23 protein-coding genes and 5 tRNA genes are annotated in these 23,278 nt (G+C 61.3%); 10 read left to right on the top strand and 18 right to left on the bottom strand.

Annotated elements, in window-relative coordinates; all coding sequences use genetic code 11:
• Positions 1–11: 11 nt before the first annotated feature.
• Both pfkB and ptsP read right to left on the bottom strand, forming a co-directional pair.
• On the bottom strand, positions 12–932 hold the full coding sequence (gene pfkB, locus J1G35_RS01215; RefSeq protein WP_223012985.1) for a 1-phosphofructokinase: 921 nt from the start codon (positions 930–932) through the stop codon (positions 12–14).
• Positions 933–3,791, bottom strand: coding sequence for a phosphoenolpyruvate--protein phosphotransferase (gene ptsP, locus J1G35_RS01220; protein WP_223012986.1), 2,859 nt, complete (start codon positions 3,789–3,791; stop codon positions 933–935).
• A gap of 294 nt (positions 3,792–4,085) precedes the next feature.
• Here ptsP and cra point away from each other — a divergent pair, with 294 nt between their 5' ends.
• Entirely contained in the window at positions 4,086–5,081 is a 996-nt protein-coding gene (cra, locus tag J1G35_RS01225) for a catabolite repressor/activator (protein ID WP_223012987.1), read from the top strand.
• A 2-nt stretch (positions 5,082–5,083) separates the two neighbouring features.
• On the top strand, positions 5,084–5,860 hold the full coding sequence (locus tag J1G35_RS01230) for a TatD family hydrolase (protein WP_223012988.1): 777 nt from the start codon (positions 5,084–5,086) through the stop codon (positions 5,858–5,860).
• On the opposite strand, the gene J1G35_RS01235 is transcribed toward J1G35_RS01230, so the two are convergent.
• The 5 genes from J1G35_RS01235 to J1G35_RS01255 all read right to left on the bottom strand — a co-directional run bounded on the left by J1G35_RS01235 (position 5,807) and on the right by J1G35_RS01255 (position 12,185).
• A complete protein-coding gene (locus J1G35_RS01235; protein ID WP_053131690.1) occupies positions 5,807–6,238 on the bottom strand; it encodes a hypothetical protein in 432 nt (143 codons plus the stop codon). The two genes, J1G35_RS01230 and J1G35_RS01235, sit on opposite strands and share 54 nt — an antisense overlap.
• A gap of 126 nt (positions 6,239–6,364) precedes the next feature.
• A complete protein-coding gene (locus J1G35_RS01240; RefSeq protein ID WP_223012989.1) occupies positions 6,365–8,395 on the bottom strand; it encodes a methyl-accepting chemotaxis protein in 2,031 nt (676 codons plus the stop codon).
• A gap of 181 nt (positions 8,396–8,576) precedes the next feature.
• Complete coding sequence (gene ampE / locus J1G35_RS01245; protein WP_053131696.1) at positions 8,577–9,413, bottom strand: regulatory signaling modulator protein AmpE; 837 nt, start codon at positions 9,411–9,413, stop codon at positions 8,577–8,579.
• Positions 9,410–9,973: a 1,6-anhydro-N-acetylmuramyl-L-alanine amidase AmpD gene (ampD, locus tag J1G35_RS01250; protein WP_053131699.1), complete on the bottom strand. Its 564-nt coding sequence runs from the start codon at positions 9,971–9,973 to the stop codon at positions 9,410–9,412. The genes ampE and ampD overlap by 4 nt, the downstream gene beginning before the upstream one ends.
• A 61-nt stretch (positions 9,974–10,034) precedes the next feature.
• A complete protein-coding gene (locus tag J1G35_RS01255; RefSeq protein ID WP_223012990.1) occupies positions 10,035–12,185 on the bottom strand; it encodes a DUF1631 domain-containing protein in 2,151 nt (716 codons plus the stop codon).
• A 245-nt stretch (positions 12,186–12,430) separates the two neighbouring features.
• Between J1G35_RS01255 and nadC the strand changes: the two genes are divergently transcribed.
• On the top strand, positions 12,431–13,279 hold the full coding sequence (gene nadC, locus J1G35_RS01260; RefSeq protein ID WP_053131704.1) for a carboxylating nicotinate-nucleotide diphosphorylase: 849 nt from the start codon (positions 12,431–12,433) through the stop codon (positions 13,277–13,279).
• A gap of 118 nt (positions 13,280–13,397) precedes the next feature.
• Here the strand turns inward: nadC and J1G35_RS01265 are convergent, their stop codons facing one another.
• The 4 genes from J1G35_RS01265 to J1G35_RS01280 form a co-directional block, all read right to left on the bottom strand.
• Positions 13,398–13,703 carry a DUF6388 family protein gene (locus J1G35_RS01265; RefSeq protein WP_033903347.1) on the bottom strand — a complete coding sequence of 102 codons (306 nt, stop codon included), beginning with the start codon at positions 13,701–13,703 and terminating at the stop codon, positions 13,398–13,400.
• A gap of 178 nt (positions 13,704–13,881) precedes the next feature.
• A tRNA-Thr gene (locus tag J1G35_RS01270) sits at positions 13,882–13,954 on the bottom strand.
• Between the two features lie 48 nt (positions 13,955–14,002).
• Complete coding sequence (locus J1G35_RS01275) at positions 14,003–15,403, bottom strand: O-antigen ligase family protein (RefSeq protein WP_223012991.1); 1,401 nt, start codon at positions 15,401–15,403, stop codon at positions 14,003–14,005.
• A 35-nt stretch (positions 15,404–15,438) separates the two neighbouring features.
• Positions 15,439–15,849, bottom strand: coding sequence for a pilin (locus J1G35_RS01280; RefSeq protein WP_223013124.1), 411 nt, complete (start codon positions 15,847–15,849; stop codon positions 15,439–15,441).
• A 202-nt stretch (positions 15,850–16,051) separates the two neighbouring features.
• Here J1G35_RS01280 and J1G35_RS01285 point away from each other — a divergent pair, with 202 nt between their 5' ends.
• Genes J1G35_RS01285 through yacG form a run of 4 tightly spaced genes read left to right on the top strand, consistent with a single transcriptional unit; the run spans position 16,052 to position 18,940 of the window.
• Positions 16,052–17,260: a type II secretion system F family protein gene (locus J1G35_RS01285; RefSeq protein ID WP_223012992.1), complete on the top strand. Its 1,209-nt coding sequence runs from the start codon at positions 16,052–16,054 to the stop codon at positions 17,258–17,260.
• Positions 17,257–18,123, top strand: a complete 867-nt coding sequence (locus J1G35_RS01290) for an A24 family peptidase (protein WP_053131713.1) — start codon at positions 17,257–17,259, stop codon at positions 18,121–18,123. Before J1G35_RS01285 ends, J1G35_RS01290 begins: the two co-directional genes overlap by 4 nt.
• Positions 18,120–18,743, top strand: a complete 624-nt coding sequence (gene coaE, locus J1G35_RS01295; protein WP_223012993.1) for a dephospho-CoA kinase — start codon at positions 18,120–18,122, stop codon at positions 18,741–18,743. The genes J1G35_RS01290 and coaE overlap by 4 nt, the downstream gene beginning before the upstream one ends.
• A complete protein-coding gene (gene yacG, locus J1G35_RS01300) occupies positions 18,740–18,940 on the top strand; it encodes a DNA gyrase inhibitor YacG (RefSeq protein ID WP_053131719.1) in 201 nt (66 codons plus the stop codon). Before coaE ends, yacG begins: the two co-directional genes overlap by 4 nt.
• Here yacG and J1G35_RS01305 read toward each other — a convergent pair.
• From J1G35_RS01305 to J1G35_RS01315, 3 genes are all read right to left on the bottom strand, one after another.
• Positions 18,937–19,152 carry a hypothetical protein gene (locus J1G35_RS01305; RefSeq protein WP_003171680.1) on the bottom strand — a complete coding sequence of 72 codons (216 nt, stop codon included), beginning with the start codon at positions 19,150–19,152 and terminating at the stop codon, positions 18,937–18,939. The two genes, yacG and J1G35_RS01305, sit on opposite strands and share 4 nt — an antisense overlap.
• Before the next feature lie 75 nt (positions 19,153–19,227).
• A complete protein-coding gene (locus J1G35_RS01310) occupies positions 19,228–19,917 on the bottom strand; it encodes an energy-coupling factor ABC transporter permease (protein WP_223012994.1) in 690 nt (229 codons plus the stop codon).
• Entirely contained in the window at positions 19,914–20,381 is a 468-nt protein-coding gene (locus tag J1G35_RS01315; RefSeq protein WP_223012995.1) for an FAD/FMN-containing dehydrogenase, read from the bottom strand. The genes J1G35_RS01310 and J1G35_RS01315 overlap by 4 nt, the downstream gene beginning before the upstream one ends.
• A 105-nt stretch (positions 20,382–20,486) precedes the next feature.
• On the opposite strand from J1G35_RS01315, the gene J1G35_RS01320 reads away from it, so the two are divergent.
• From J1G35_RS01320 to J1G35_RS01330, 3 genes are read left to right on the top strand one after another with little or no spacing between them, the layout of a single operon-like run.
• Positions 20,487–21,116 (top strand): DUF1780 domain-containing protein, encoded by a 630-nt coding sequence (locus tag J1G35_RS01320; protein WP_027604891.1) that lies wholly within the window; start codon positions 20,487–20,489, stop codon positions 21,114–21,116.
• A 52-nt stretch (positions 21,117–21,168) separates the two neighbouring features.
• Positions 21,169–21,342, top strand: a complete 174-nt coding sequence (locus J1G35_RS01325) for a DUF3094 family protein (protein WP_016976295.1) — start codon at positions 21,169–21,171, stop codon at positions 21,340–21,342.
• 60 nt (positions 21,343–21,402) lie between these two features.
• Positions 21,403–22,701, top strand: a complete 1,299-nt coding sequence (locus J1G35_RS01330; protein WP_223012996.1) for an NAD(P)/FAD-dependent oxidoreductase — start codon at positions 21,403–21,405, stop codon at positions 22,699–22,701.
• Between the two features lie 132 nt (positions 22,702–22,833).
• Here J1G35_RS01330 and J1G35_RS01335 read toward each other — a convergent pair.
• From J1G35_RS01335 to J1G35_RS01350, 4 genes are all read right to left on the bottom strand, one after another.
• Positions 22,834–22,910 (bottom strand) — tRNA-Pro (locus J1G35_RS01335).
• A gap of 94 nt (positions 22,911–23,004) precedes the next feature.
• A tRNA-Lys gene (locus J1G35_RS01340) sits at positions 23,005–23,080 on the bottom strand.
• 5 nt (positions 23,081–23,085) lie between these two features.
• Positions 23,086–23,162, bottom strand: a tRNA-Pro gene (locus J1G35_RS01345).
• A gap of 9 nt (positions 23,163–23,171) precedes the next feature.
• Positions 23,172–23,247, bottom strand: a tRNA-Asn gene (locus J1G35_RS01350).
• Between the last annotated feature and the right edge of the window lie 31 nt (positions 23,248–23,278).

Below are 23,278 nucleotides of genomic sequence, written 5' to 3' on the forward strand. Positions count from 1 at the left end.
GACAAACCCTCTTATTGTTCTGTCAGCGGGCGTACAGCGACGCCGCTTTCAAGACGCGCCAACTGCGCGGCGTCACTGATGCCGAAACCGATCTGTGTCACCGCCATGGCGGCAATTGCCGTGGCGCGGCGCAGGGTGTGCTCCGGCGTATCGCCACTGAGCAAACCGTGAAGCATCCCGGCCAACAGCGAGTCACCGGCGCCTACGGTACTGGCCACCGTTACCTTCGGCGGCGTGGCATGCAGGGCAGCGTCCGGGCTGTACCAGGTCACGCCGGCGGCACCGTCGGAGACGACCACGTGTTCCACACCCTGCTGATGCAATTGGCTGATGACGTCAGTGGAATGCCCCAAGGCCTCGGCCAGTTCTTCGGTGTTGGGTTTGATCAGCCATGGGCTGGCCTTCAAACCGGCGCGCAAGGCCTCGCCGCTGGTGTCCAGGGCGACTCTCACGCCCAGGTCTTTCAACTGCTCCAGCAAGCCCTGAAACCACTCGGGGCTGACGCCGCGCGGCAAGCTGCCGGCGACCACGACCGCATCAAATGTAGGTGCGATCATCTCCAGCCTATCGCGCAGTGCGGCCTGTGCCTGCTCACTCACCAACGGCCCCGGTGCATTGATGTCGGTGACCCGACCGTCCTGTTCTGCAATCTTGATATTGCTGCGGGTTTCCCCCGGCACGCGAATGAACGCGTCGCCAAACCCACGGCTGGCGATCAACGCGTCGAACGCCTCGGGGTTTGCTTCACCGAGGAAACCACCCACGCTCACGTCATGCCCCAAGTCCGCCAACACCTGCGCGACATTCACGCCCTTGCCGGCGGCATGGGTGAGCAGGGTTTCGCTGCGGTTGACTTCACCCGGCTCCAGGCGCGCCAGGCGTACCGTCAGGTCCAACGCCGGGTTCAGCGTCAGGGTCAGAATCCTTGCCATCTACACGGCCTCCACAAGGGCACGCACTTCGGCGGGCGAGCCCACCACCAGTGCTTTTTGCGACAGGCCCTGGGCCTCGCTCAGACTGAATTCACGCACCCGCGCCTTCACTTCGGGAATGCTGCGGGCCGACACGCTCAACTCATCCACACCCAGGCCGATCAGCACCGGCACCGCCAGCGGGTCCGCCGCCAGCTCGCCGCACACCCCGACCCATTTGCCATGGGCGTGGGCCGCACGCACGGTGATGTCGATCAGTTGCAGCACCGCCGGGTGCAGGCCATCGGCCTGGGCCGACAAAGTCGGGTGACCACGGTCGATGGCCAGGGTGTACTGGGTCAGGTCATTGGTACCGACGCTGAAGAAGTCCACTTCCTTGGCCAGCACCGGCGCCAACAGCGCGGCGGACGGCACTTCGATCATGATCCCCAGTTGCAGGTCGGCCACCGGGATTTCCAGGCGCAGGCGCTCGGTCATATCCCGGGCGGCGCGCCATTCATCCACGCTGCCGACCATGGGGAACATGATGCGCAGCGGGCGGTTGTCCGCCGAGCGCAGCAGCGCGCGCAATTGCGCTTCCATGATCTGCGGGCGTTGCAGGGTCAGGCGAATACCGCGTACGCCGAGGAAGGGGTTTTCTTCCTCGGCAATCGGCCAATACGGCAGCGGTTTGTCGCCGCCCACGTCGAGGGTGCGCACCACCAGCGGGCGGCCACCGAGGCCGTCGAGGACGCGGCGGTATTCGGCTTCCTGGGTGGCTTCATCCGGGGCTTGCGGGTGGGCCATGAAAATCAGTTCGGTGCGCAGCAAACCGATACCTTCGGCACCCTGCTCCACCGCGCTGGCCACACCGGCGCTTTCGCCGATATTGGCGAACACTTCCACGGCGTGACCATCGCGGGTCAGCGCCGGCTCGTGGCGCTGGGCCGAGGCGGCCTGCAGGCGTTGCTCACGGGTGTCGCGCTCGACGGTGGCCCGTTGCAGGGTGGCCGCGTCGGGGTCTACATGCAGGCGACCGCGCTGGCCATCCAGCAGCAGCGACGTACCGGAGGCCAACAGCAACACCGCCGGGCCGGCGCCTACCAACGCGGGGATGCCAAGGGCGCGGGCGACAATGGCACTGTGGGCCGTTGCGCCGCCACGGGCGGTAAGGATGCCGGCGACGCGCGTCGGATCCAGGCGTGCGACGTCTGAAGGGCCGACTTCGTCCATCACCAGAATGTAGGGTTCGGTGGGCTCCTGGGCCGTCTCGATGCCGCACAGTTGCGCCAGCACCCGGCGACCGATGTCACGCAGGTCGGCGGCGCGCTCGGCGAGCAGTGCGTCCTGCAGCGACTCCTGTTGCTTGGCGGCGGCCTCGATCACGCTCATCCAGGCGGCTTCGGCGCTTTCGCCTTGCTTGAGACGGGTGTCGACTTCGTCGGTCAGCTCCGGGTCGTCGAGCATTTCCTGGTGGGTGATGAAAATCTCACGGATGGCTTTGGCTTGGCTGCGCTCGATGAGGCCCTGGATATCGCGGCGCACATCAGCCAGGGCGTCTTGCAGGCGCTGACGCTCGATGGCCGAGGACTCGCCGCGCAGGGGGTAGTCGAAGACCTGTTGGACCTGGATATGCGCAGGGCCGATGGCGATGCCGGGGGCTGCGGCAATGGCCTGGATCTGGCTGCCGCTCGGCGGTGCGCTGAGCACCGGAGCAATATCGAGGGGTTCTGGCTGCGCGCTGACAGTCGGCAGTGGCTCGACCTCTTCACCCAAGCCTTCCTCGACCGCCGCCAACAGCGCCGGCAATGCATCACCGGCGATGGTCGGTTCGGCAACAAACTCCAGCACCTGGCCGCGCCGGGCGCCAAGGCTCAGCAGCTTGCTCAGGCTCTTCACCGACACGGCGCCTACCGGGCCATCGACGATGCGCACACGGATGTCGCCTTCAAAACTTTTGGCCAATTGCGCGAGGATCTTCGCCGGCCGTGCGTGCAGGCCGTGGGCGTTAGCCAGGGTGATGCGGGCGCTGGGCCAGTCAGGTGGCAGCTCGCCGCCGAGTACTTCGAGCACCGCGCGACTGCTGGTGGCGCGCCCCAATTCCTGGCCACGGCCTTCGATCAACAAGGCGCACAAGCGTTCGAGCAAGGCCTGATGGGCTTCACCCAGGCTGGCCAGGCAGAACAGACCATTGAGAGGCTGGCCGAGATAGCGCATGGGCTTGTCGGGGGTGACAAACGCCAGGCCCGGACGCTTGACCGTCTGCTCGCTATGCAGCCACCACAGGCCATCGCCCAGCGGCAGCGCATCGACCTGCTGCAACACGGCGGCAAACCCATTGCTGACGCAATCGGCCTGGCGCAGCAGGCGTGCACCTCTCCACACAAGCTCTTCGAAGTCATCGGCGGACACGCCCAGGCTGATCATCTGCGCGTCCAGCGCCAGTTCCTGCGGTGCACCTTGCAGCAGTTTCAGCAGCGCTTCCGCCGAGCCCGCGCGGCGCAGCGCCTGGCCCAGGTCGGTCTCACCGAGGGCGCGGGTGAGCAGTTGCAACAGGCGCAGGTGTTCGTCGGATTTGGCAGCGATGCCGATGGCCAGGTACACCATTTGCCCATCGCCCCAGTCCACCCCTTCGGGGAACTGGAGCAGGCGCACGCCGGTGGAAAACACCTGGTCGCGGGTTTCGGGGGTGCCATGGGGGATGGCAATACCTTGGCCAAGAAAGGTCGAGCCTTGGGCTTCACGGGCTTGCAAGCCGCTCAGATATCCCTCGGCGACCAGGCCTTCGGCCACCAGTTTGTCAGCGAGCAGGTGCAAGGCAGCAGACTTATCCACAGCCACCTGGCCCATGGATATCTGCTCTACAGTGAGCTCAAGCATGCCGTTCTCCTAGTTAGTGCGATGGACGCACTAGGTATTGTTTTGAATAAAACAGTGTAGGGCGTTCAGAAATTAACTGACTGAGCGGTCAATTGGCAGTAGCTACTCAGTCGCGAACGTCGTAAAAATACGCTGGCTGAAACGTTTAATCTAGAATTTAAGGCAGATTACGCGTTAATTGTGCATCCTTGAAGGACCACTCGGCGCTTGAGCTGGGACATTAGTCGCGTGCAGGAATCGGTTACGATTGGACAAAATGTCGGGGCCAGCTCCAAAAAACAAGGAAATCCCGGTTTGAAACTCAGTGATATCGCGCGTCTCGCCGGTGTGTCCGTGACCACCGCCAGCTATGTCATCAATGGCAAAGCCGAACAGCAACGCATCAGCAACGCCACCGTCGAGCGGGTGCGTGCGGTGGTCGAAGCCCATGGCTTTACCCCCAACCCCCAGGCAGCCGGGCTGCGCAGTCGGCACACGCGCACCTTGGGCTTTATCCTGCCCGACCTGGAAAACCCCAGTTACGCACGAATCGCCAAGCTGTTGGAACAAGGCGCGCGCGCGCGCGGCTATCAATTGCTGATCGCCAGTTCCGACGACGACGCCGGCAGCGAGCGTCAATTGTTGCAACTGTTTCGCGCGCGCCGCTGCGATGCGTTGTTCGTGGCCAGTTGCCTGCCCGCCAGCGATGACAGCTACCGCGAACTGCAGGCCAAGGGCTTGCCGGTGATCGCCATCGACCGGGTGATGGCGCCGGAACAGTTCTGCTCGGTGGTCAGCGACGACCGCCAGGCCTGCCAGCAACTGACCAGCAGCCTGCTGCAGCCCTTGCCCAAACAGATCGTGCTGATCGGCGCGCGGCCCGAGCTGAGCATCAGCCAGGAGCGCGCCGCCGGTTTCCGTGAAGCGCTGCACGGCTTCACTGGCGAGGCGATCGTCGAGCACGGCGAAGCCTTCAGCCGTGACTGCGGCCGACAGTTGATGGAGCAACTGCTACAGCAACTGGGACACCTGCCTGACGCACTGGTGACCACGTCCTACGTGTTGCTGCAAGGCGTGTTCGACGCACTGCATGACTTCCCGCTCAAGTCGCGCCCGTTGCGCCTGGGCACCTTTGGTGACACCCAGTTGCTGGACTTCCTGCCGCTGCCGGTCAACGCCATGGCCCAGCAACATCAGTTGATTGCCGACACCGCGCTGCGCCTGGCCCTGGCCGCCATTGAAGAAGAGCAGTACCAACCGGGCGTGCACGCCATCGGCCGGACCTTCAAGCAGCGTATCCACGAGGCCTGAGCGTGGAGCTGATCGACACCCATACCCACCTGGACTTCCCGGACTTCGACAGCGATCGCCGGGAAGTCCTCGCCCACAGCCGCACATTGGGTGTACAGCGCATGGTGGTGTTGGGGGTGTATGAGCAGAATTGGCAGCGGCTGTGGGATCTGGTGCAGGCCGATGCAGGTTTGTTCGCAGCCTTTGGCCTGCACCCGGTGTATCTCGATGACCACAAACCCGCCGACCTGACGGAGTTGGGCGACTGGTTGACCCGCCTGCACGGCCATCGACAGCTCTGTGCGGTGGGTGAAATCGGCCTGGATTACTTTCTTGAAGAGCTGGATCGCGAACGCCAGCAAAGCCTGTTCGAAGCCCAACTCAAACTGGCGGTGGACTTCCAACTGCCGGCGCTGCTGCACGTACGCCGTAGCCACGCGGCCGTGATCGCCACGCTCAAGCGCATCCGCCTACCCAAGGGCGGCATCATCCACGCGTTTGCGGGCAGCCGGGAAGAAGCCCACGAGTACATCAAGCTGGGCTTCAAGCTCGGCCTGGGCGGTGCAGCCACCTGGCCCCAGGCATTGCGTATGCACAAGGTGCTGGCACAGCTGCCGCTGAACGCGGTCGTGCTGGAAACCGATGCCCCCGACATGGCGCCGGCCATGTACCCAGGCCAGCGCAATAGCCCGCAACACCTGCCGGCTATCTGCGCTGCCCTCGCCGAGCGCATGGGCACCAGCCCGCTATTGCTGGCTGAGGCGAGCACACGCAATGCGTGCGAGCTGTTCAATTGGTAGAGCCGGGGTAACCGCTTGCAGGTTCAAGGTCATTCGCTGCCGGTGACGGGCATAGCGCAACACCAAAAAATGCACCAGCAGCACCACCAATGACACGTTGAGTTGCCCGACCAGGCTGATCAGGCCCACCCACTCCATCACCAGTGCCACGATCAGCACCATACAGGTCAGCACAATCATGCTCGGGCGCACCAGCCCCCAGTGGTCGAGCGCCTTGAAATGCCGCAACTGCCGGGGGCAAGTCAGCTCAAGGACGCGCTGGCAATACGGGCAATCAAAGGGTTCTTCGATGGCAATGGCATTCAACTGCCAAGGCTTGAGTTCAAACGTGATGTCGCAATGGGCGCAGTGTCCCTTGATACCGACTGCCGTGGTCATCGTCGTGCCTCCCCTGGACCTTGATTGAGTGACATAAACTCTCACTCATTCGCGCATCGCAAAAAGGCACTCCGGGAAATCCAGACAAGCACTACATCAACCGAAGACAAATCCTACGCCACTGCCTTACACACGAAAGGCCCCGATCAATTGCTTCAACTCGATCACCTGTATCGATAGCTGCCGGCTCGCCGCTTCAGTCTGATGCGCACCTTGGGCGGCATGCTCGCCGGCGCGATTGATTTCGACGATGTTCCGGTCGATATCATGGGCAACGGCGGTCTGCTGCTCCACGGCAGCAGCGATCTGCTGATTCTGGTCGACGATCATGCCGACGGCACCCAGGATATTTTCCAGGGCTTGCTGGACCTTATCCGATTGTTCCACGGTGCCGCTGGCCATTTCATGACTGCTGCCCATGGCCTTCACGGCCGCGGCCACGCCGCTGTGCAGGCGGCTGATCATCTGTTCGATTTCTTCGGTGGAATGCTGGGTACGCCGGGCCAGGGTGCGCACCTCGTCGGCCACCACGGCAAAGCCGCGTCCCTGCTCACCGGCCCGTGCGGCCTCGATGGCCGCATTGAGTGCCAGCAGGTTGGTTTGCTCGGCGATACTTTTGATCACCTCCAGGACGCTGCTGATGGACTGGCTGTCGATGGCCAACTGGTTGATCACCCTTACCGACTGGTCGATCTCCGAGGCCAGCCGCGCAATGCTGCCCTGCTGGGATTGCACCAGGCCACGGCCATTGACGGTCTCATCGTTGACGCTGTGGGCACTGCCGACCGCCGCCGCGGCACTGCGCGCCACTTCCTGGGCGGTGGAAGACATTTGGTTCATGGCCGTCGCCACCTGCTCAATCTGCATGCGCTGGCCGGAGACCGCCTGATTGCTGCGGGCCGAGACCGTTTCCACTTGGCCGGCCTGCAACTCGACCTGGCTGACGGTGTGCCCGACGCGCTCGATCAAGTCATGGATTTTCGCCACGGTACCGTTGAACACCTGGCCCAAATCGCCCAACTCGTCGCGGCTGTGGGCGACAAAGGTAACGGTCATGTCGCCGGCAGCCACCTTGTCCATCATCGTCCCCAGGCGCCGCAACGTGGTGCGCGTAGACGCGTAGAACCCCGCATAGAGATAGAAGATCAGCAAAAACACCGCCGTCAGCGCCGAGACCAGCACCACCATGTGCGTGCGGTTCTGCGCCAGGCGCTGCTCCAACTGTTGCCCAAGGAATATCAGGGTGGCGTCATTGAGCTGATAGGTGTGATCCATCAATTGGCTGACGCTGTCATAAAAACCCTGCCAGGGCGCGTCGAGGGTTTCGGCCATTACGACCTGCTCTTCGAACAGCTCGCTGCCTTGCTTGAGACTGGCATTGCTGGCCTTGGCCAGGCCGTCGAGTACCGCGAGAGCGGCGGTGCTGGTGCCCAGGGCGTCGTGCAATTTCAAGCCGTACTCAGCCTGGAGCTTTTCCAACTGTTGCAGCAGTTCGTCGAAGCGGGTGCTGGAAGATGAATTGAGAAAACCCTGGCCCAGGGAGTAAGCGCCCATCGCCCGGCCCTCGCCCAAGGTCTGGGTGACCTGCGGGGTGACGCTGGTGATCAGCTCGCTGAGTTGGCGCAGATCACTCTGGGGGTCGCGGCTCAAGCCGGACTGGCTGGCAATGATCTGGCTGAGCATCTGTGCCTGGTTGAGCAACTTGCCGATCAACGCACTTTTGCTCTGCAGCGAGCTTTCCTGTTGCTGGGCCTTGAAAGCCGCGATCAGTTCGTCGCGCTTAGCTTCAAAGGCGACGATTTGCTCGGGCCCGGTAGCCATCGGGGCAAGGTCTTGCAAGCGGGTGAGCACGCTCTGTTCCAAGGCGTTGATCTTGCCCTCAAGCTCAGCAGCCTTGCCGGACTGGCCGAGGGTTGCGTTGATCTGCACCTGGTTATTCAGGGTTTCCAGGTCACGGCGCAGGATCAGGCTGCTGCCGAGCAGATCGAGGCTTTGCAGCTCGACACGGGTGCCCTGGAATTCGCGCCAGGAATCGCGCACCAAGTAATAGTTGGTGGCCAGCATCGGCAGCAGGAACAGCACGCTGATCAGGCTGAACTTCATGCCGAAGCTCAGACGGTTCATCAGCGCGACGGCGGGATAGAGCAAGCTCTTCACAGGTGACCTCCCCTTTCTTTTATTTTTATTGAGGCGCAGGGCGGCGGCAGAAAGCCACTATTTGGCGCTCTGTCTGTATAGCTCAATTTGAAAGGGAGTTTTGTAACGTAAAGTTAACGAGTGAGGGTGGCAGGGGGCTGCTGCGCAGCCCGTCGCGGGACAAGCCCGCTCACCACAGGAATCAGGGCAGCACGGTCCAGATCGCAAACCCGGCATACCACAGCACCGCCGCACGCAGCAGCAGTTCCCACAGGCGATCCAGGCTGTTGATACCGTCTGCACCCACTACGGGCGGTGGGATTTCAGCGGCGACCAGGCCGACTTTTTCCACCAATTGCGCGGCGCTGATATCCCAGCTCAGCAACTCGTGGAGCATGACACGGCTGACCGCGACGAAGTTGCCCACCAGCGCAAAGCTGGCCGCCAGCAAGCGCACCGGCAGCCAGTCGAACGCGTGACGCAATTGCCCGGCGCGCTCGGCCACCAGCGGGTTCTGGCTATGCTCACTGGCCAGTGCCAGCAGTCGATAGGCCAGCGCGGCGACCGGCCCTAGTAGGAAGTACCAGAAAATTACCGCGAAAAAGCTCTGGTAGGCCTGCCACAACAGATGGCCCTGGACGCGCTCCAACAGTTGCTCGCCGCTGTCGGCGCCCAGCTTGAGGTCGCGCTCGGCCACATGTTCGGCAGCTTGCAGGTCACCACGGCGCCAGGCATCGCGAAAAGGCCCCAGCCCAGCCAATAGATCGCCACGGCCCAGGCTGTAGATCACCACCAGCAGGTGCACCGGCAGCGCCAACAAACCATAGGCCACCGGTTCGAGCACCAGCAGCAACAATGCCAGCAACGCTACCGGCAGCAGCACCAGCACGACCAGAATCAGCCATGGCTGCTTGCCCAAGCGCGGGCTCGATTCCAACTTGGCCAATTCGCGCAGCCAGCCGCCATCACGCTGCAACCGCTGGCGCATGGCCGAGAATTTCTCGATCCACACCGCCAACACCAACACCAGAAAACTCATCGTGCGTGTCCTCCATCCTGCAGGGCGCTGCGAAAGCGCGTCCAATCAAAAGCGGGGCCGGGATCGGTCTTGCGACCCGGCGCGATATCGCTGTGACCGCAAATACGCTGCGGCGTAATGCCTGGATAGGCTGCCAGCAGTTGTCGGGTCAGGTCGATCAGCGACAGGTATTGGGGGTTGGTGAACGGCAGATCATCGGTGCCCTCAAGCTCTATCCCCAAAGAAAAGTCATTGCACGTCTCACGCCCTTCGAAGCACGAGACCCCGGCATGCCAGGCTCGGTCGATGCAGGACACAAACTGCGTCACCGTGCCGTCGCGCTCAATCAGAAAATGCGCAGACACCCGTAGGTCGGCAATCCCTTCAAAGTAGGGATGTTCCGTGACATCCAGGCGGTTCTGGAAAAACTCCTGCACTTTACCGGTGCCAAACTGCGCAGGTGGCAGACTGATGTTATGCACCACCAACAGTGAGATTTCGCCTGCCGGGCGCTCGTTGAAGTTGGGTGAAGGGCAATGGCGAATACCCTGGCACCAACCGCTGGCGGGGTCCAACTGCATACAGGATCCTTGAATGTGACTGAATGTGACCAGTATGCCGCGTTCGACCCCGTGGTTGCGATCACTTGCCGCTATTGAGTTGACGCAGGTTAGCCACCACCGCCGCCAGCGCCCGCTCGAACAGTGGTCCATCGTCCAGGCTGTGCAGCGCACCCCGCTTGAAAGCCAGCGCCAGTTGGCCTGCGGTTTTCTCCAACACCTTGAGCCCCGTGCGGCCAACGAAAACATAAGTGTTGGCGGGCGCCATGACCGCCGCCAGCTTGCACCGCAGGGTGCCCGCCTGGTCTTGCTGGAACACCACCCAGCTGCCCACGCGCAATTGGTGCACCTTGAGCAGGTCCGGATCGTTCTCCGACAGCGTCTCGGCTGAATCGGCCGGCAGCGTGCTGAACACAAAGGGCTCGCGCACTTCGAGCCACCCAGCGCTACCCTCGGGCGGCTGGACATGCAGGGCCTGCAAGCGCACAAAAAAATCACGCGTGCTGAAGGGGTCGAATGCCGCGCTGGTCAAGCCGTCGCGCAGCGCCTTGAGCAAGCCCGGCAACTGCTCCAACAAGTGCCCGCCGTCGTCTTTGCCTGCCTGCCGGCCGACACTGCAAATCAGCTCATCCATGGTGCGCAGCCCGGCTTGCCATTGCACCGACTGCTCGCCGTGCTTGAGGCTGGCCAGCAACAGCACCTGGCTCCAGGCCTGCTGCAGGAACTGCACCACAGCCTGCGGCAAAACCTTGCCCAGCAGCCGTCGATTCAGCACTTCGGCCACCCGCGCACGCGCCGCTTCGGTACGCACGCGCCTTTCTTCGGTATCACGGGTGTGTTGTTCAAGCAATTCGCTACGACGACGCTCATCGGCGGTGAACGTCGTGAATTCGGTCAACAGCTGGGAAAAAATCGCCGGATCTTCGACAAACTCATTGAGTAACCGCTGGACTACCTGCTCGATGCGCAGGTACAGGCTGTCGCGCTGGACGTCATCGACGGGGCTCCAGCCCATGGCGGTCGTAGCGATCTCGTTCAACAGGCGCCGCGCCGGGTGGCCGGCGCGACTGAAAAAACTCTTGTCCTGCACCGCCACTTTCAGCATCGGAATCTGCAGGCGGCCGATCAAGGCCTTGAAGGCGTCCGGCACCGTGCGGTCATTGAGGATAAATTCGAACAACAGGGCGATCAGGTTGATCACATCTTCGTCCGCCTCCTCCACGACCCGCGACTTGCCACTCTTGACGCTGACACGGGTGAGCAACTGCTCAAGCTGGTTACGCAGGTCGAAATCATCCTCGGCGTCCGGCTCCGGTACGTACTGCTGCAAATGGGACAACAGGCGCAACAGATCGCGGGTGGCAATGGGCAGGGGTTCGGCGCTGGCTTCAAGGGTAGGCGACACGCTGCCGCGCACGACGGTCAACAACGCCTGCAAGGCGCTGAAGGCTTGCTGGCCATTTTCGTCGACCTGCGGGTCGGCGCTGGGCAATACCTCTTCGCGAGTACGCCCACGAGCGGCACGACTACCAGGACGACGGGACGGCGCGGCCTTGAGTTCCGGCAAGACGCCTGTCGCCACCAGCAACTGATTGGCTTCACCGTAGAGTTGGTCGGCGTCACTGAGTACGTACTTTTCAAACAGCTTGAGCATGATCAGTTTGACGCGGATCTCCACGCCCAGGCTGCGCCCTGCCCGCAGGAAAAACTCGCACAGCAGCGCCGGCCCCAAGGGGTTCTCACGGTCATCCAGGCGATTGCCCAGCAAGACACTCAAGCGTGCAGTCAGTTGCGACAGCGCCAGGCCGTCGCGGTGGCGCACCCGGCCAAGCATGGCCTCAAGTGCCACGGCTTTTTCCAAGTCATCCCTGGACGTGCCTGAGGCCGCCTCATAGGACACCACTGGCACCAACTGAAGCTCAGCGCGCCCCGCGTGCCCCAGGTTTCCGAAGGCTTCGAACAGCCGCTCCATGAACACCCGCTCGAAATTCTTGCGCTTGAGGCGCAGGTCGCGCATGGCTTCAAAGAAGATATGGTGGTCCACGTTGCTGCGGGCCTTATCGGCCATTTCGAACAAGGTGTCGTCGGCGTTATCGAACAGTTCCTGCAAACCCTGCTGCAACTGTTGCGCGGCCTTGTCGCGAACCTGCTGCAACACCACCGGCAGGCGCGCGAGGGGCGATGGCGTGGCTTGTGCCCTGTTGATTGGCACCACCTTTCCGTCATTTTGCATCCTGGCCTCCTGAAACGGCGGTATTGAGTTGGGGAAAAATCGGGTACAGGCCCAGTGGACGCTGCGGATAACCGCTTATCACCAAGACGTCAAAGCTATGACGCCAATTGCAAGGCGCAAGATTATCTTGCAAATGAATGCTGTTGCGCCAGCAAACTCTGACATTGCGCTGTAAATGAGTGGTTAGCCTGGGTTCGAGCGCACGCTGCCCCTATAATCGGGACACTTTGTTTGTGGAGCCTGTTATGCCGAATCTCCGTCTTGCCGACCTCACCGCCGAAATCGAAGCCAACGTGCGCCGCGCACTGCTGGAGGACATCGGCAGCGGCGACATCACCGCACAGTTGATCCCGGCCGAACGGCTGGCCACGGCCACCATCATTACCCGCGATGCCGCCGTCATCGCCGGCACTGCGTGGGTGGATGCCGTATTCCGCCAACTGGACCCACGGGTCGCCGTGCACTGGCAGGTGGCCGACGGTGAGCGTGTCAGTCCCAACCAAGCACTGTTCCATCTGGAAGGCCCGGCGCGCTCGCTGCTCAGTGGTGAGCGCTCTGCCCTGAACTTCCTGCAGATGCTGTCCGGGGTCGCCACCCGCGCCCGGTTCCTGGCAGATTTTGTCGCCAGCACCCAAGTCAAGCTGCTGGACACTCGAAAAACCCTGCCCGGCCTGCGCCTGGCGCAGAAATACGCGGTGACCTGTGGCGGCTGCCACAACCACCGCATCGGTTTGTATGACGCGTTCCTGATCAAGGAAAACCACATCGCGGCCTGTGGCGGGATTGCCCAAGCCATCAGCGCCGCCCACAAGATCGCACCCGGCAAGCCGGTGGAAATCGAAGTGGAGAGCCTGGACGAACTGCGCGAAGCGCTGGCAGCGGGCGCCGACATCATCATGCTCGATGAGTTGAGCCTGGAAGATATGCGTGAAGCCGTGCGCCTGAACGGCGGCAAGGCCAAGCTGGAAGCCAGCGGCGGGATCAATGAAAGCACCCTGCTGCCTATCGCCGAGACAGGGGTGGACTACATCTCCATCGGTGCAATGACCAAGGATGTGAAGGCGGTGGATTTGTCGATGCGCCTGAGTATCTGAGCACCTTAACTGTAGGAGCGAGCCTGCTCGCGAAAAACCTGAGAACGCCGCAGAGAACCAGGCAGCCCGCGTCATCGTTAGCGATTTTCGCGAGCAAGCTCGCTCCTACAAGCTGCTTTTAAACGACCAGGTCATTCATCTCGCAATACTCTTCCCATTCGACACCCAGCACTTCGGCCGCCTCTTTGTGGAGGGCCAGCCGCGCCGCTTCGAACTCTTCCGGTGTCGAGGTGTACTTGAGGGTCAGTTCCCAAGGCTGGTAGCCCTGGCTCTCGGCCTCGTCCTCGAATGCCCACTGGATCTGGTCACGCTGATCATCGGCGCTCAGGTCCTTGATCTCTTCTTTAAGCTGCGGCGACTCCTCGAGGTATTTTTCGAGGGCTGCTTGATGCCGAACTTCCTGGGTCATTTCAGTCGTGGTCATGTTGTTCTCTTAGATCGAGGAATGGGGATGCATCTGGGTCATCAAGGTTGCGCAGATACAAAAGAGCGGGCACAAATGCCAACTCGTCTGGCCTTCAGAACCATTCTGGGATCATCTGAAAACATTGCCTTTGAAACATTGCCGCTAAAACACTGCCTTTAAAACAGCAATGCCTTTTTGCCCGAGACAGGAATCGAACCTGCGACCTTCGCGTTACGAGTGCGCTGCTCTACCGACTGAGCTACACGGGCGGTGGGCTAAAGCTAGCACCGCATCGGGCGTCCGGCAACTTGCGCCCTTCAGCGGGCAATCACCCCCTGAGCCCAGAAGCGTGGTTGCAGGTAACTGCCATTGCCGTCCAGGTACTGCTGCTGGGCTTGCTGGAGGTGAGGCACATCGCGCATCGCGACAAATACCAATAGACCAACGGCCAACACACTCAAGGCTTTCCATAGGTTCCAGGCCAATGGCAGCGCAACACGTGCTGGCGTGCGCGACACATGCAGCGCCATCAGCCAGCCCACCACCAGCGCCAACCAGACCTGGGAGTTGGGCATTACGATCACACCATCGACCATGGACTGCACCAGCGCCCCCACCAATGCCGCAAACAGGCATAAGCGCAGCAGGTCAACACGCTCGGCGGACAGCGCCCGCTCACGTAGCACAGCCAACGTGGCCCAGCCGCCTCGCCATGCCAAAACCGCCACGCACAGGGCCGACGGCACACCCCATTCGCTGGCCCATTGCAGGATCGCCTGATGGGGATGAGCGGCAATCTTGTTGGCGATATCCGCAAAATGCATCGGCCCAAAACCGAGCCACGGCCGCTCGACCAGCATATTCCATGCCTGCCACCAGATCGGGCCACGTCCCGACAGCGAGGTGGTGAGACGATCACTGGCACCACTGGAGAGCTCAGCCCCCAGATAATCCGCCAGCCCCGTGAATATCAGCCAATACAGCAACAGTCCAACCAACACTGCGGCCAACTGCCAGCCCAGCCAGCGACGTCCCCCAGGCCCAAGTACCGCCAACACCACGCCCGCCATGCCCATACCGAGCCAGGTGCCGCGCGTACCGCCGCTGATCGCGATCAGCCACCAGACACACAACAACGCAAACACCGTACCTCGCAAGGCGCGGGAGAGATTGGGGATCAGCAAGGGCAGCGCCAGCAATGGCAGGGTAAATGTCTGAAACTGGCCGTAGAAACGCTTGTTGGAAAAGCCGGACATCAGCCCGTCAGGGTCCAGCGCGCGCGCTCCACTGGTGAATACAAGCGCACCGGCATACAGATACTGGACCGACTTGATCAGGCACAGCAGCACCACAATCAAAATCAGCACACGGTCCAAAGACTCGCCGCCGTGCCGGCGAAGCAGGGCAAAGGCCAAGGCGATTGCCCCGCAACTGACAAACAGCGCCACTTCGGTGAGCGCCCAGAGCGGCTGATGGGCCAGCACCGAAGACAGCACGCCCAGCCCGACGACCAGCGTCACTCCCCAGGCCGTGGGCCTGTCCACCCAAGGTTCAGTAGAGGTAACCGATAGCCCATACAGCACCGCGCAAAACCCGATGGCAATTTGCATTCCACGCTGTAGATCATGCCCACCGAACGGCGTGCAAATCCCGACAGTCAACAGGCACACCACTGCTACCAGGAAAACATTGCCTCGTTGCTGCACGGATAACGCCATCGGCCACCTCTACGTCCCTGTGGATGATTTAGCCGTTACGCACCATCGGCACCGCAGCCCTTGCCGACATATTTCGCTTCAGCGGTAGTCGTGCACTTCCAGCCGGTGGCGCTGCGCGTCAGGCTGATGGTCTTGCCCAGCACCGGTGCCGGCGCATCAAGTATTTCGCAGTTGATGGAGCTCGCGCCCGTGGCCACGTCGCCTGCCACATCGATCTTGCAGTTGGCGGTGGGGCTGGTGCCGCCAATCAAGGCCAGGGTAGGTACAGTGCCCTGGTTGAGGGTGTCTTCGTAACCGGCCTTCAACGCGGCAATTTCAGCCAGGCCGGCAGTGAACTTGGCCTTGGCCTGGTGCGTGGTGTACATGGGCAAGCCGATGGTGGCCAAAATGCCGATGATTGCCACGACGATCAACAACTCGATCAAGGTAAAGCCTTTCTGACGTATCACATTCACTCTCCAGAATAGAACTCATGACAAGGCGCGTCCTGCACCCCGTTTTTGCAACGGCGCCAGTGTACTCACCCGCAAGCGGTCAATCGCGCACAAGACGTACATTCTGACATTTTTATCCTGCGCCATCGGCATGTCCGAATCCGTCACCTGACTAAGCTATTAATCTTCGATGACCTGTATGCGGAACCGCGACATGAACAACGCTTCGACGATTTACCTCTGGGAAGGCATCAACCGCAAAGGGCGCAGGGTGTCCGGGCAAACCAAGGGGCGCCACCCTGCCCTGGTCAAGGCACAACTGCGTCAGCAAGGGATCAGCCCCGGCCGTGTGCGCAAGCAATCGCCGGTGCTGCCACGCCTTGCCCCATCAGTCAAAGCGGCGGACATCACCCTGTTCACACGTCAACTGGCGACGCTGCTCAAGGCAGGGGTTCCGCTTCTGCAAGCCTTCGACATCATCAGCGAAGGCCTCGACAATCGAGCCGTGCGTGAACAAGTCCAAGGACTTAAACAGGCAATCGCGGCCGGCACCAGCCTGGCTGAAGCACTACGCAAGCAACCGCGTTATTTCGATGAGTTGTACTGCAACCTGGTGGCCGCCGGCGAACAGGCCGGGGCGCTTGAGACACTGCTGGAAAGGGTGGCGATCCACCGGGAAAAGAGTGAGCAGCTCAAGGCCAGGATCAAAAAGGCCATGACCTACCCCATCGCAGTGCTAGTGGTGGCCAGCCTGGTCACCGGCATATTGCTGATCCACGTGGTGCCGCAGTTCCAGAGCCTGTTCGCCGGAGTGAACGGTAAACTGCCGGCATTTACCTTGCACGTGATCGCCTTGTCGGCGTTCATGCAGCACGCGTGGTGGATGCTGGTGTTGGGCATCGCAGCAGGCGCCACGGGGCTGCGCCAGGCCTATCGGACCTCGCCGGGCTTTCGCCATTGGCTGGACGCCGGTTTGTTGAAAGCGCCCCTGGCAGGCAAACTGCTGACAAAATCCGCCGCGGCCCGTTACGCGCGCACGCTCTCGACCACCTTCGCCGCCGGTGTCCCACTGGTACAGGCATTGGATTCAGTCGCCGGCGCCGTAGGAAATGGCCCGTTCAAGCAGGCAATCGAACATATGCGTCACGAGGTATCCACTGGCATGCAGCTGAATCAATCCATGGCCAACAGCGGCCTGTTTCCCGGCATGGCCATTCAGATGACGGCGATCGGCGAAGAGTCGGGCACCCTGGAACACATGCTGGAAAAGGTCGCCAACCACTATGAGGCTGACGTGGACAACCAGGTCGACAATCTCACCAGCCTGATGGAGCCGTTGATCATGGTGGTTCTGGGAGGGATTGTCGGTGCGCTGGTCATCGCCATGTACCTGCCGGTCTTCCAGTTAGGGAGCGCATTTTGAGCCTGCTGCTGGCCGAGCATCCTTGGGCTTTTGTCGCAATGGCGTTGGTACTGGGGCTGATCGTCGGGAGTTTCCTCAACGTGCTGGTGTGGCGCCTGCCAAAAATGCTCGAACGGGAGTGGCGTGCCCAGGCCCATGAAGTGCTCGCTTTGCCTGCCGAACCTGAGGGGCCGACCTACAATCTGATGCACCCCAACTCATGCTGTCCACACTGTGATCATCCAATCCGGCCCTGGGAAAATATCCCACTGCTCAGCTACCTGATGCTCCGGGGCCGCTGCGCCCATTGCCAGGGAACCATCAGCCCCCGCTACCCCCTCACCGAACTCGCCTGCGGGCTGATCTCGGCATGGGTCGCCTGGCATTTCGGCTTTGGCTGGCAAGCCGCAGCGGTGCTGGTGTTGAGCTGGGGGTTGCTGGCAACGAGCCTGATCGACGCAGATCACCAGTTGCTGCCGGATGTACTGGTGCTGCCATTGCTCTGGCTGGGGCTGATCGTCAACAGCTTTGGATTACTGGCGACATTACCTGACGCGCTATGGGGCAGCGTGATCGGCTACATGAGCCTTTGGAGCGTGTTCTGGCTATTCAAGCTGGCCACCGGCAAAGACGGCATGGGCCACGGTGATTTCAAGTTACTGGCCTTGCTCGGCGCCTGGGGTGGCTGGCAGATACTGCCGATGACACTGTTGATGTCGTCGCTGGTGGGAGTGGTTGTCGGGTTGATCCTGATGCGCCTGCGCAAGACCCAGGCGTCCACGCCGATGCCATTTGGTCCGTATCTGGCAATTGCCGGCTGGATTGCATTGCTCTGGGGTGGTCAAATAACCGACTTCTATTTGCAGTCTGTCGGTTTCAGATGACCACTTGTGTTGCAACACCCTGGATTCTTGGCCTCACTGGCGGCATCGGCAGCGGTAAAAGTGCGGCAGCCCAGCACTTTATCGACCTGGGCATTGACCTGGTGGACGCCGATCACGCCGCGCGCTGGGTGGTCGAACCTGGCCGCCCGGCGCTGGCCCGCATCGCCGAGCATTTTGGTGCTGGAGTATTGCAGCCTGACGGCCAGTTGGACCGCGCTGCGCTACGCAAGCTGATCTTTGAGGTGCCCGAAGAGCGCCGCTGGCTGGAAGCCCTGCTGCACCCGTTGATTGGCGAGGAAATTCGCAGTCACCTGGCGCGCGCCCGCTTGCCTTACGCGATCCTGGTGTCACCGCTGCTGATCGAGTCAGGCCAGTACAGTATGACCCAGCGCATCCTGGTGATCGACGTGCCGCAATCGCTGCAGATTCAGCGTACCCTGCAGCGCGACGGCATCAGCGAACAGCAAGTGCAGGCGATCCTCAAGGCCCAGTCCAGCCGTGAAGAGCGCCTGAACCATGCCGATGACGTACTGGTCAATGACCAGGACCTCGCTTGGCTGCACAGCGAGGTCGAGCGACTGCACCACTTTTACCTTACTTTGCGTGGAGGCCGATCATGAGCCAACCCTTGACCGTCGACTGCCCAACCTGCGGTGCACCCGTGGAATGGAATACAGCCAACCCCAACCGGCCGTTCTGCTCGGACCGCTGCAAACTCATCGACCTGGGCGCCTGGGCTGCTGAGGAACACAAGATTCCGGTGGCTCCGGATGCCGAAGACGAGCTGTTTTCCGAAGACCTACCGCCGCGCCACTAAGGCCGCATAAAGGCATATTCCTGCTGGTCGTCGAGGTTCTCTGCAAGGTATTGCAACTCGTCGGCCAGGTCTTCGAAACTGCGTACGCCCTTGCTCTGCTGCACCACCGCGCTGAGCATGGCGCGCAGGGTCAAGCCTGGGTCGAAACCGATTTCCTGTGCCGCATCCTGGCTTCTGCGCAACTCCTGCCGTGCCCACTCGTACACACTCATGATTCGTGCTCCTGCCCTGCCTGGGAAAATTTCGCAGAGCATGGGCCTGCTCGCCTGCGCGGGATTTGATCTGGATCAACGCTGCGATTCGTCATCCTTCCAGGGTGCCGAGAGGTAGCGGGTGCGGTTGAAGGTCTCCAGCCATTCCGGGCAGAACACCACCAGGGCACTGATCACCATGCCGTTGATAAAGGCTTCGGGGAAGATGATCAGCCACAGGTAGCCGATAAAATCCTCCAGCCATTCCGGCATGGCAAAACGACCGTCGAACCACAGCAACCCCAGCCCCAGCAACAGGCAAAGCAAGGCCGATAGCGCGGCGGCAAAAAAACCGGAGCAGAAGATATACACAAAGGGATTGCGCGGCTGCGCTCGCTCGACCACAAGCGCACAGCCTTCGGTGACCAGCACCGGCAGTACGATCAGCAGCAGGCCGTTGACACCCAGGGCTGCCAGGTCCTGGCGCCCGAGCAGCATTAAGCCGAGCTGGGCGGCAAACCCACCGACGATAGCCAGGGGCCAATCCAGCAGCAGGGTTACGGCGGTCATACCGATAAAGTGGTAGGACACCCCGGTGTCGAAATCCCGCCGTACCAGCCACAACATGAACAACGCGAATACCGTACCAAATAGCAAATGCTGGCGCCGCCGGTCGGCAAACAACTCCACCCATGGCGAGCGCAGGATTGCCCACAGCACCACGGGGGTAAAAACCAGCCAGCCGATGCCGAGGGTTTCTGGCGTCAGCACCGCTGCACTGATCACGGTTTCACCTGCTCCAGTGCCTGGCGCAGTTCGGTGGCGGCGTTGTATTCGTGCCGCGCAACCAATCGGCCTTGATCCAGTTGCAACCACAACACGGTATCCGCCGGCGCGGGATAACGTGGGGCGATACGCGCGTCGCGATCCAGCATGACCCGGTAGTTGTAGGATTGCATGGCCGGTACCGCGAACAATTTGGCGATCAGTCGAGGCATGCGCTGGATGTCAGCGACAAACACCGCATGCCGCGCGTCGAGGTAGCCCTTAGGTTGGCCTTGCAGCGCCGCGTCTACCAGCTTGGCCGCATCCATGCTGCGCGCCACCAACAGAATCTGCGCCTGGTTATCGAGGGTATAGGCTTGGTCGAATTGATCAAGCAAAGTCCAGGGAGCGAGGCGCTCGCCCACCTCAACAGCCTGTGCCCATACCGGTAAAAGACTTAGCAACAGCACCACCAGAAACTTCACTGCACGCTCCTCATACGGGGGAAATTAGGCTTGAAAGGCCAGTCTACACCCTGGCTTTTGCAGCAGGACTTCCTGCGGTCATCATTTGGACGCTAAGCTGCGAGCATGGATGACTCAGATTATTTGCGCCTGCTCACCGTAGCGGCCGAACAAGCCAATGCGTTCCTGTCCAATGCCCGCAAATGGGAGCGTGAGCGTTGGGTCTGCCAGCGCCTGCTGCAAGGCTTGAATGTGCCCTACCGCGCCGAAGAGTTTCACCCCGCCGGGCAAGAACCACCCGATGTGCTGTTTCGCGATGCCAGTTTCGAGGTGTTTTTCGTGCTGGATGAAGGGCGCCGCCTGAATGACGAATGGCGCGATGAATTGCTACGCCGGCGCAGTGCCTTTTCCTTGAGCCAACTGGTGCGCCGCGAAGCCAAGCCTCGACGGATCCCCGCCCATGAATTCCTGCTGCGCCTGGCGCCCACGCTGCGCAAAAAAGCGCACAACTACAAGGAACGCGGCATGGACCTGGGCGAGCTGGATATAGTCGCCTTCACCAGCCTCAAGCGTGAAGTGCTCGACCTCAACAGCCATTTTCCACCGCCCACCGAATACTTGCGCCAGGGCTGGCGCTCGCTCTCGCTGGTGGGACCAACGTTTGCACGGGTGCTGTTCGCCCACCCGGACGCACCGGATTTCTTGCGCAACAACCTGGGTCGCAGCATAGTGTTCGACGTGGGCATCAGCCTCTGATCCCCACTGTAACGTGGCGCCCTTTTGCAACGTCTACCTGACGAGGCCTTATATGACCAGCCGCCTGAACCCCGACGACCAACAGCATGTCGAAGAGTACCTGCAACTCTCCCAGAACCGAGTCGAGCGCAAGCCTTTCCGGCCGTGGCTGCTCCTTGGTGTGGTGCTGGTGGTAGTGATCGGGCTCGGTCTGCTGAGCCGCCTTTTGAGTTACCTGACGCTATGAGCTGCCTGGCGCTCGCGGGGGTAACTGCTCCGATTTCCTTTAGCCTTGCGAGATATCCCCATGACCCATCGTATTATTATCGTCGGCGGCGGCGCCGGCGGCCTGGAGTTGGCTACCCGCCTGGGTAAGACTCTGGGCAAGCGCGGCACCGCCAGCATCACGCTGGTGGACGCCAACCTCACCCATATCTGGAAGCCTCTGCTGCACGAAGTGGCTGCCGGCTCACTCAACTCTTCGGAAGACGAACTCAATTACGTCGCCCAGGCCAAATGGAACCACTTCGAGTTCCAGCTGGGGCGCATGAGCGGGCTCGACCGTGAGCAGAAGAAAATCCAACTGGCCGCCACCCTCGACGAAGAAGGCCGCGAGCTGGTGCCTGCGCGCGTGCTGGGCTATGACAGCCTGGTGATTGCGGTGGGCAGCACCACTAACGATTTCGGCACCGAGGGCGCGGCGCAGCACTGCCTGTTCCTTGATACCCGCAAGCAGGCCGAACGTTTTCATCAACAGCTTCTCAACCACTACCTGCGCGCCCATGCCGGGCAGACCGATGTGGTGGAAAAGATCAGCGTGGCCATCGTCGGTGCGGGTGCAACGGGCGTCGAACTGGCCGCCGAGCTGCATAACGCGGCCCACGAGCTGGCGGCGTACGGCCTGGATCGCATCAAACCGGAAAACATGCATATCACCCTGATCGAAGCCGGCCCACGTGTACTGCCGGCCCTGCCGGAGCGGATAGGCGGGCCTGTGCATAAAACCCTGGAGAAGCTCGGGGTGACGGTGCTGACCAACTCGGCCGTCAGTGAAGTGACGGCCGACGCGCTGATCACCAGCAGTGGCCAGGTGATTCCGGCCAGCCTCAAGGTATGGGCTGCCGGCATTCGCGCACCGGATTTCCTCAAGGACATCGATGGCCTGGAAACCAATCGCATCAATCAGCTGCAAGTGCTGCCGACGCTGCAAACCACCCGCGACGAAAATATCTTCGCCTTTGGTGACTGCGCCGCCTGCCCACAACCGGACAGCGACCGTAATGTGCCGCCACGGGCCCAGGCGGCCCATCAACAGGCTTCGTTGCTGGCCAAATCGCTGAAGCTGCGAATCGAGGGCAAGGAACTACCGTCATACAAGTACACCGACTATGGGTCGCTGATCTCGCTGTCGCGGTTCTCGGCGGTGGGTAACCTGATGGGCAACCTGACCGGCAGTGTGATGCTGGAAGGCTGGTTGGCGCGGATGTTCTATGTGTCGCTGTACCGCATGCACCAGATGGCGCTCTATGGCTTCTTCCGCACAGCGATGCTGATGCTGGGCAGCAAGATCGGACGCGGGACTGAGCCGCGCCTGAAACTTCACTGACAACAGAGTCCCTGGTGGGACTCGGTCAATGTGGGAGGGGGCTTGCTCCCTCCCACATTAGTATTGTGTTGGAGTTGAGACAATTTAAGGCAAAAAAAATCCCCGTATCTTTCGATACGAGGATTTTTAATATGGTCGGGGTAAGGGGATTCGAACTCCTGACATCCTGCTCCCAAAGCAGGCGCGCTACCGGACTGCGCTATACCCCGGTAAAAAAAAGGCGACCTTTCAGTCGCCTTCTTCGATCAGCGCTTTTGGCCTCTGATCTTAAGATTCGATTCCAGCGTTAACTGGTCTCAAAAATGGTGGGTCGTGTGGGATTCGAACCTACGACCAATTGGTTAAAAGCCAACTGCTCTACCAACTGAGCTAACGACCCAAATATGGTCGGGGTAGGGGGATTCGAACTCCCGACATCCTGCTCCCAAAGCAGGCGCGCTACCGGACTGCGCTATACCCCGGTTTGAAATTGGCTCCGTGACCAGGACTCGAACCTGGGACCCAATGATTAACAGTCATTTGCTCTACCGACTGAGCTATCACGGAACTACATATTTCAAATGTACAACTTTTACTG

Origin of the sequence: Pseudomonas sp. SH10-3B, assembly GCF_019891415.1 — a bacterium.
GTDB lineage: Bacteria > Pseudomonadota > Gammaproteobacteria > Pseudomonadales > Pseudomonadaceae > Aquipseudomonas.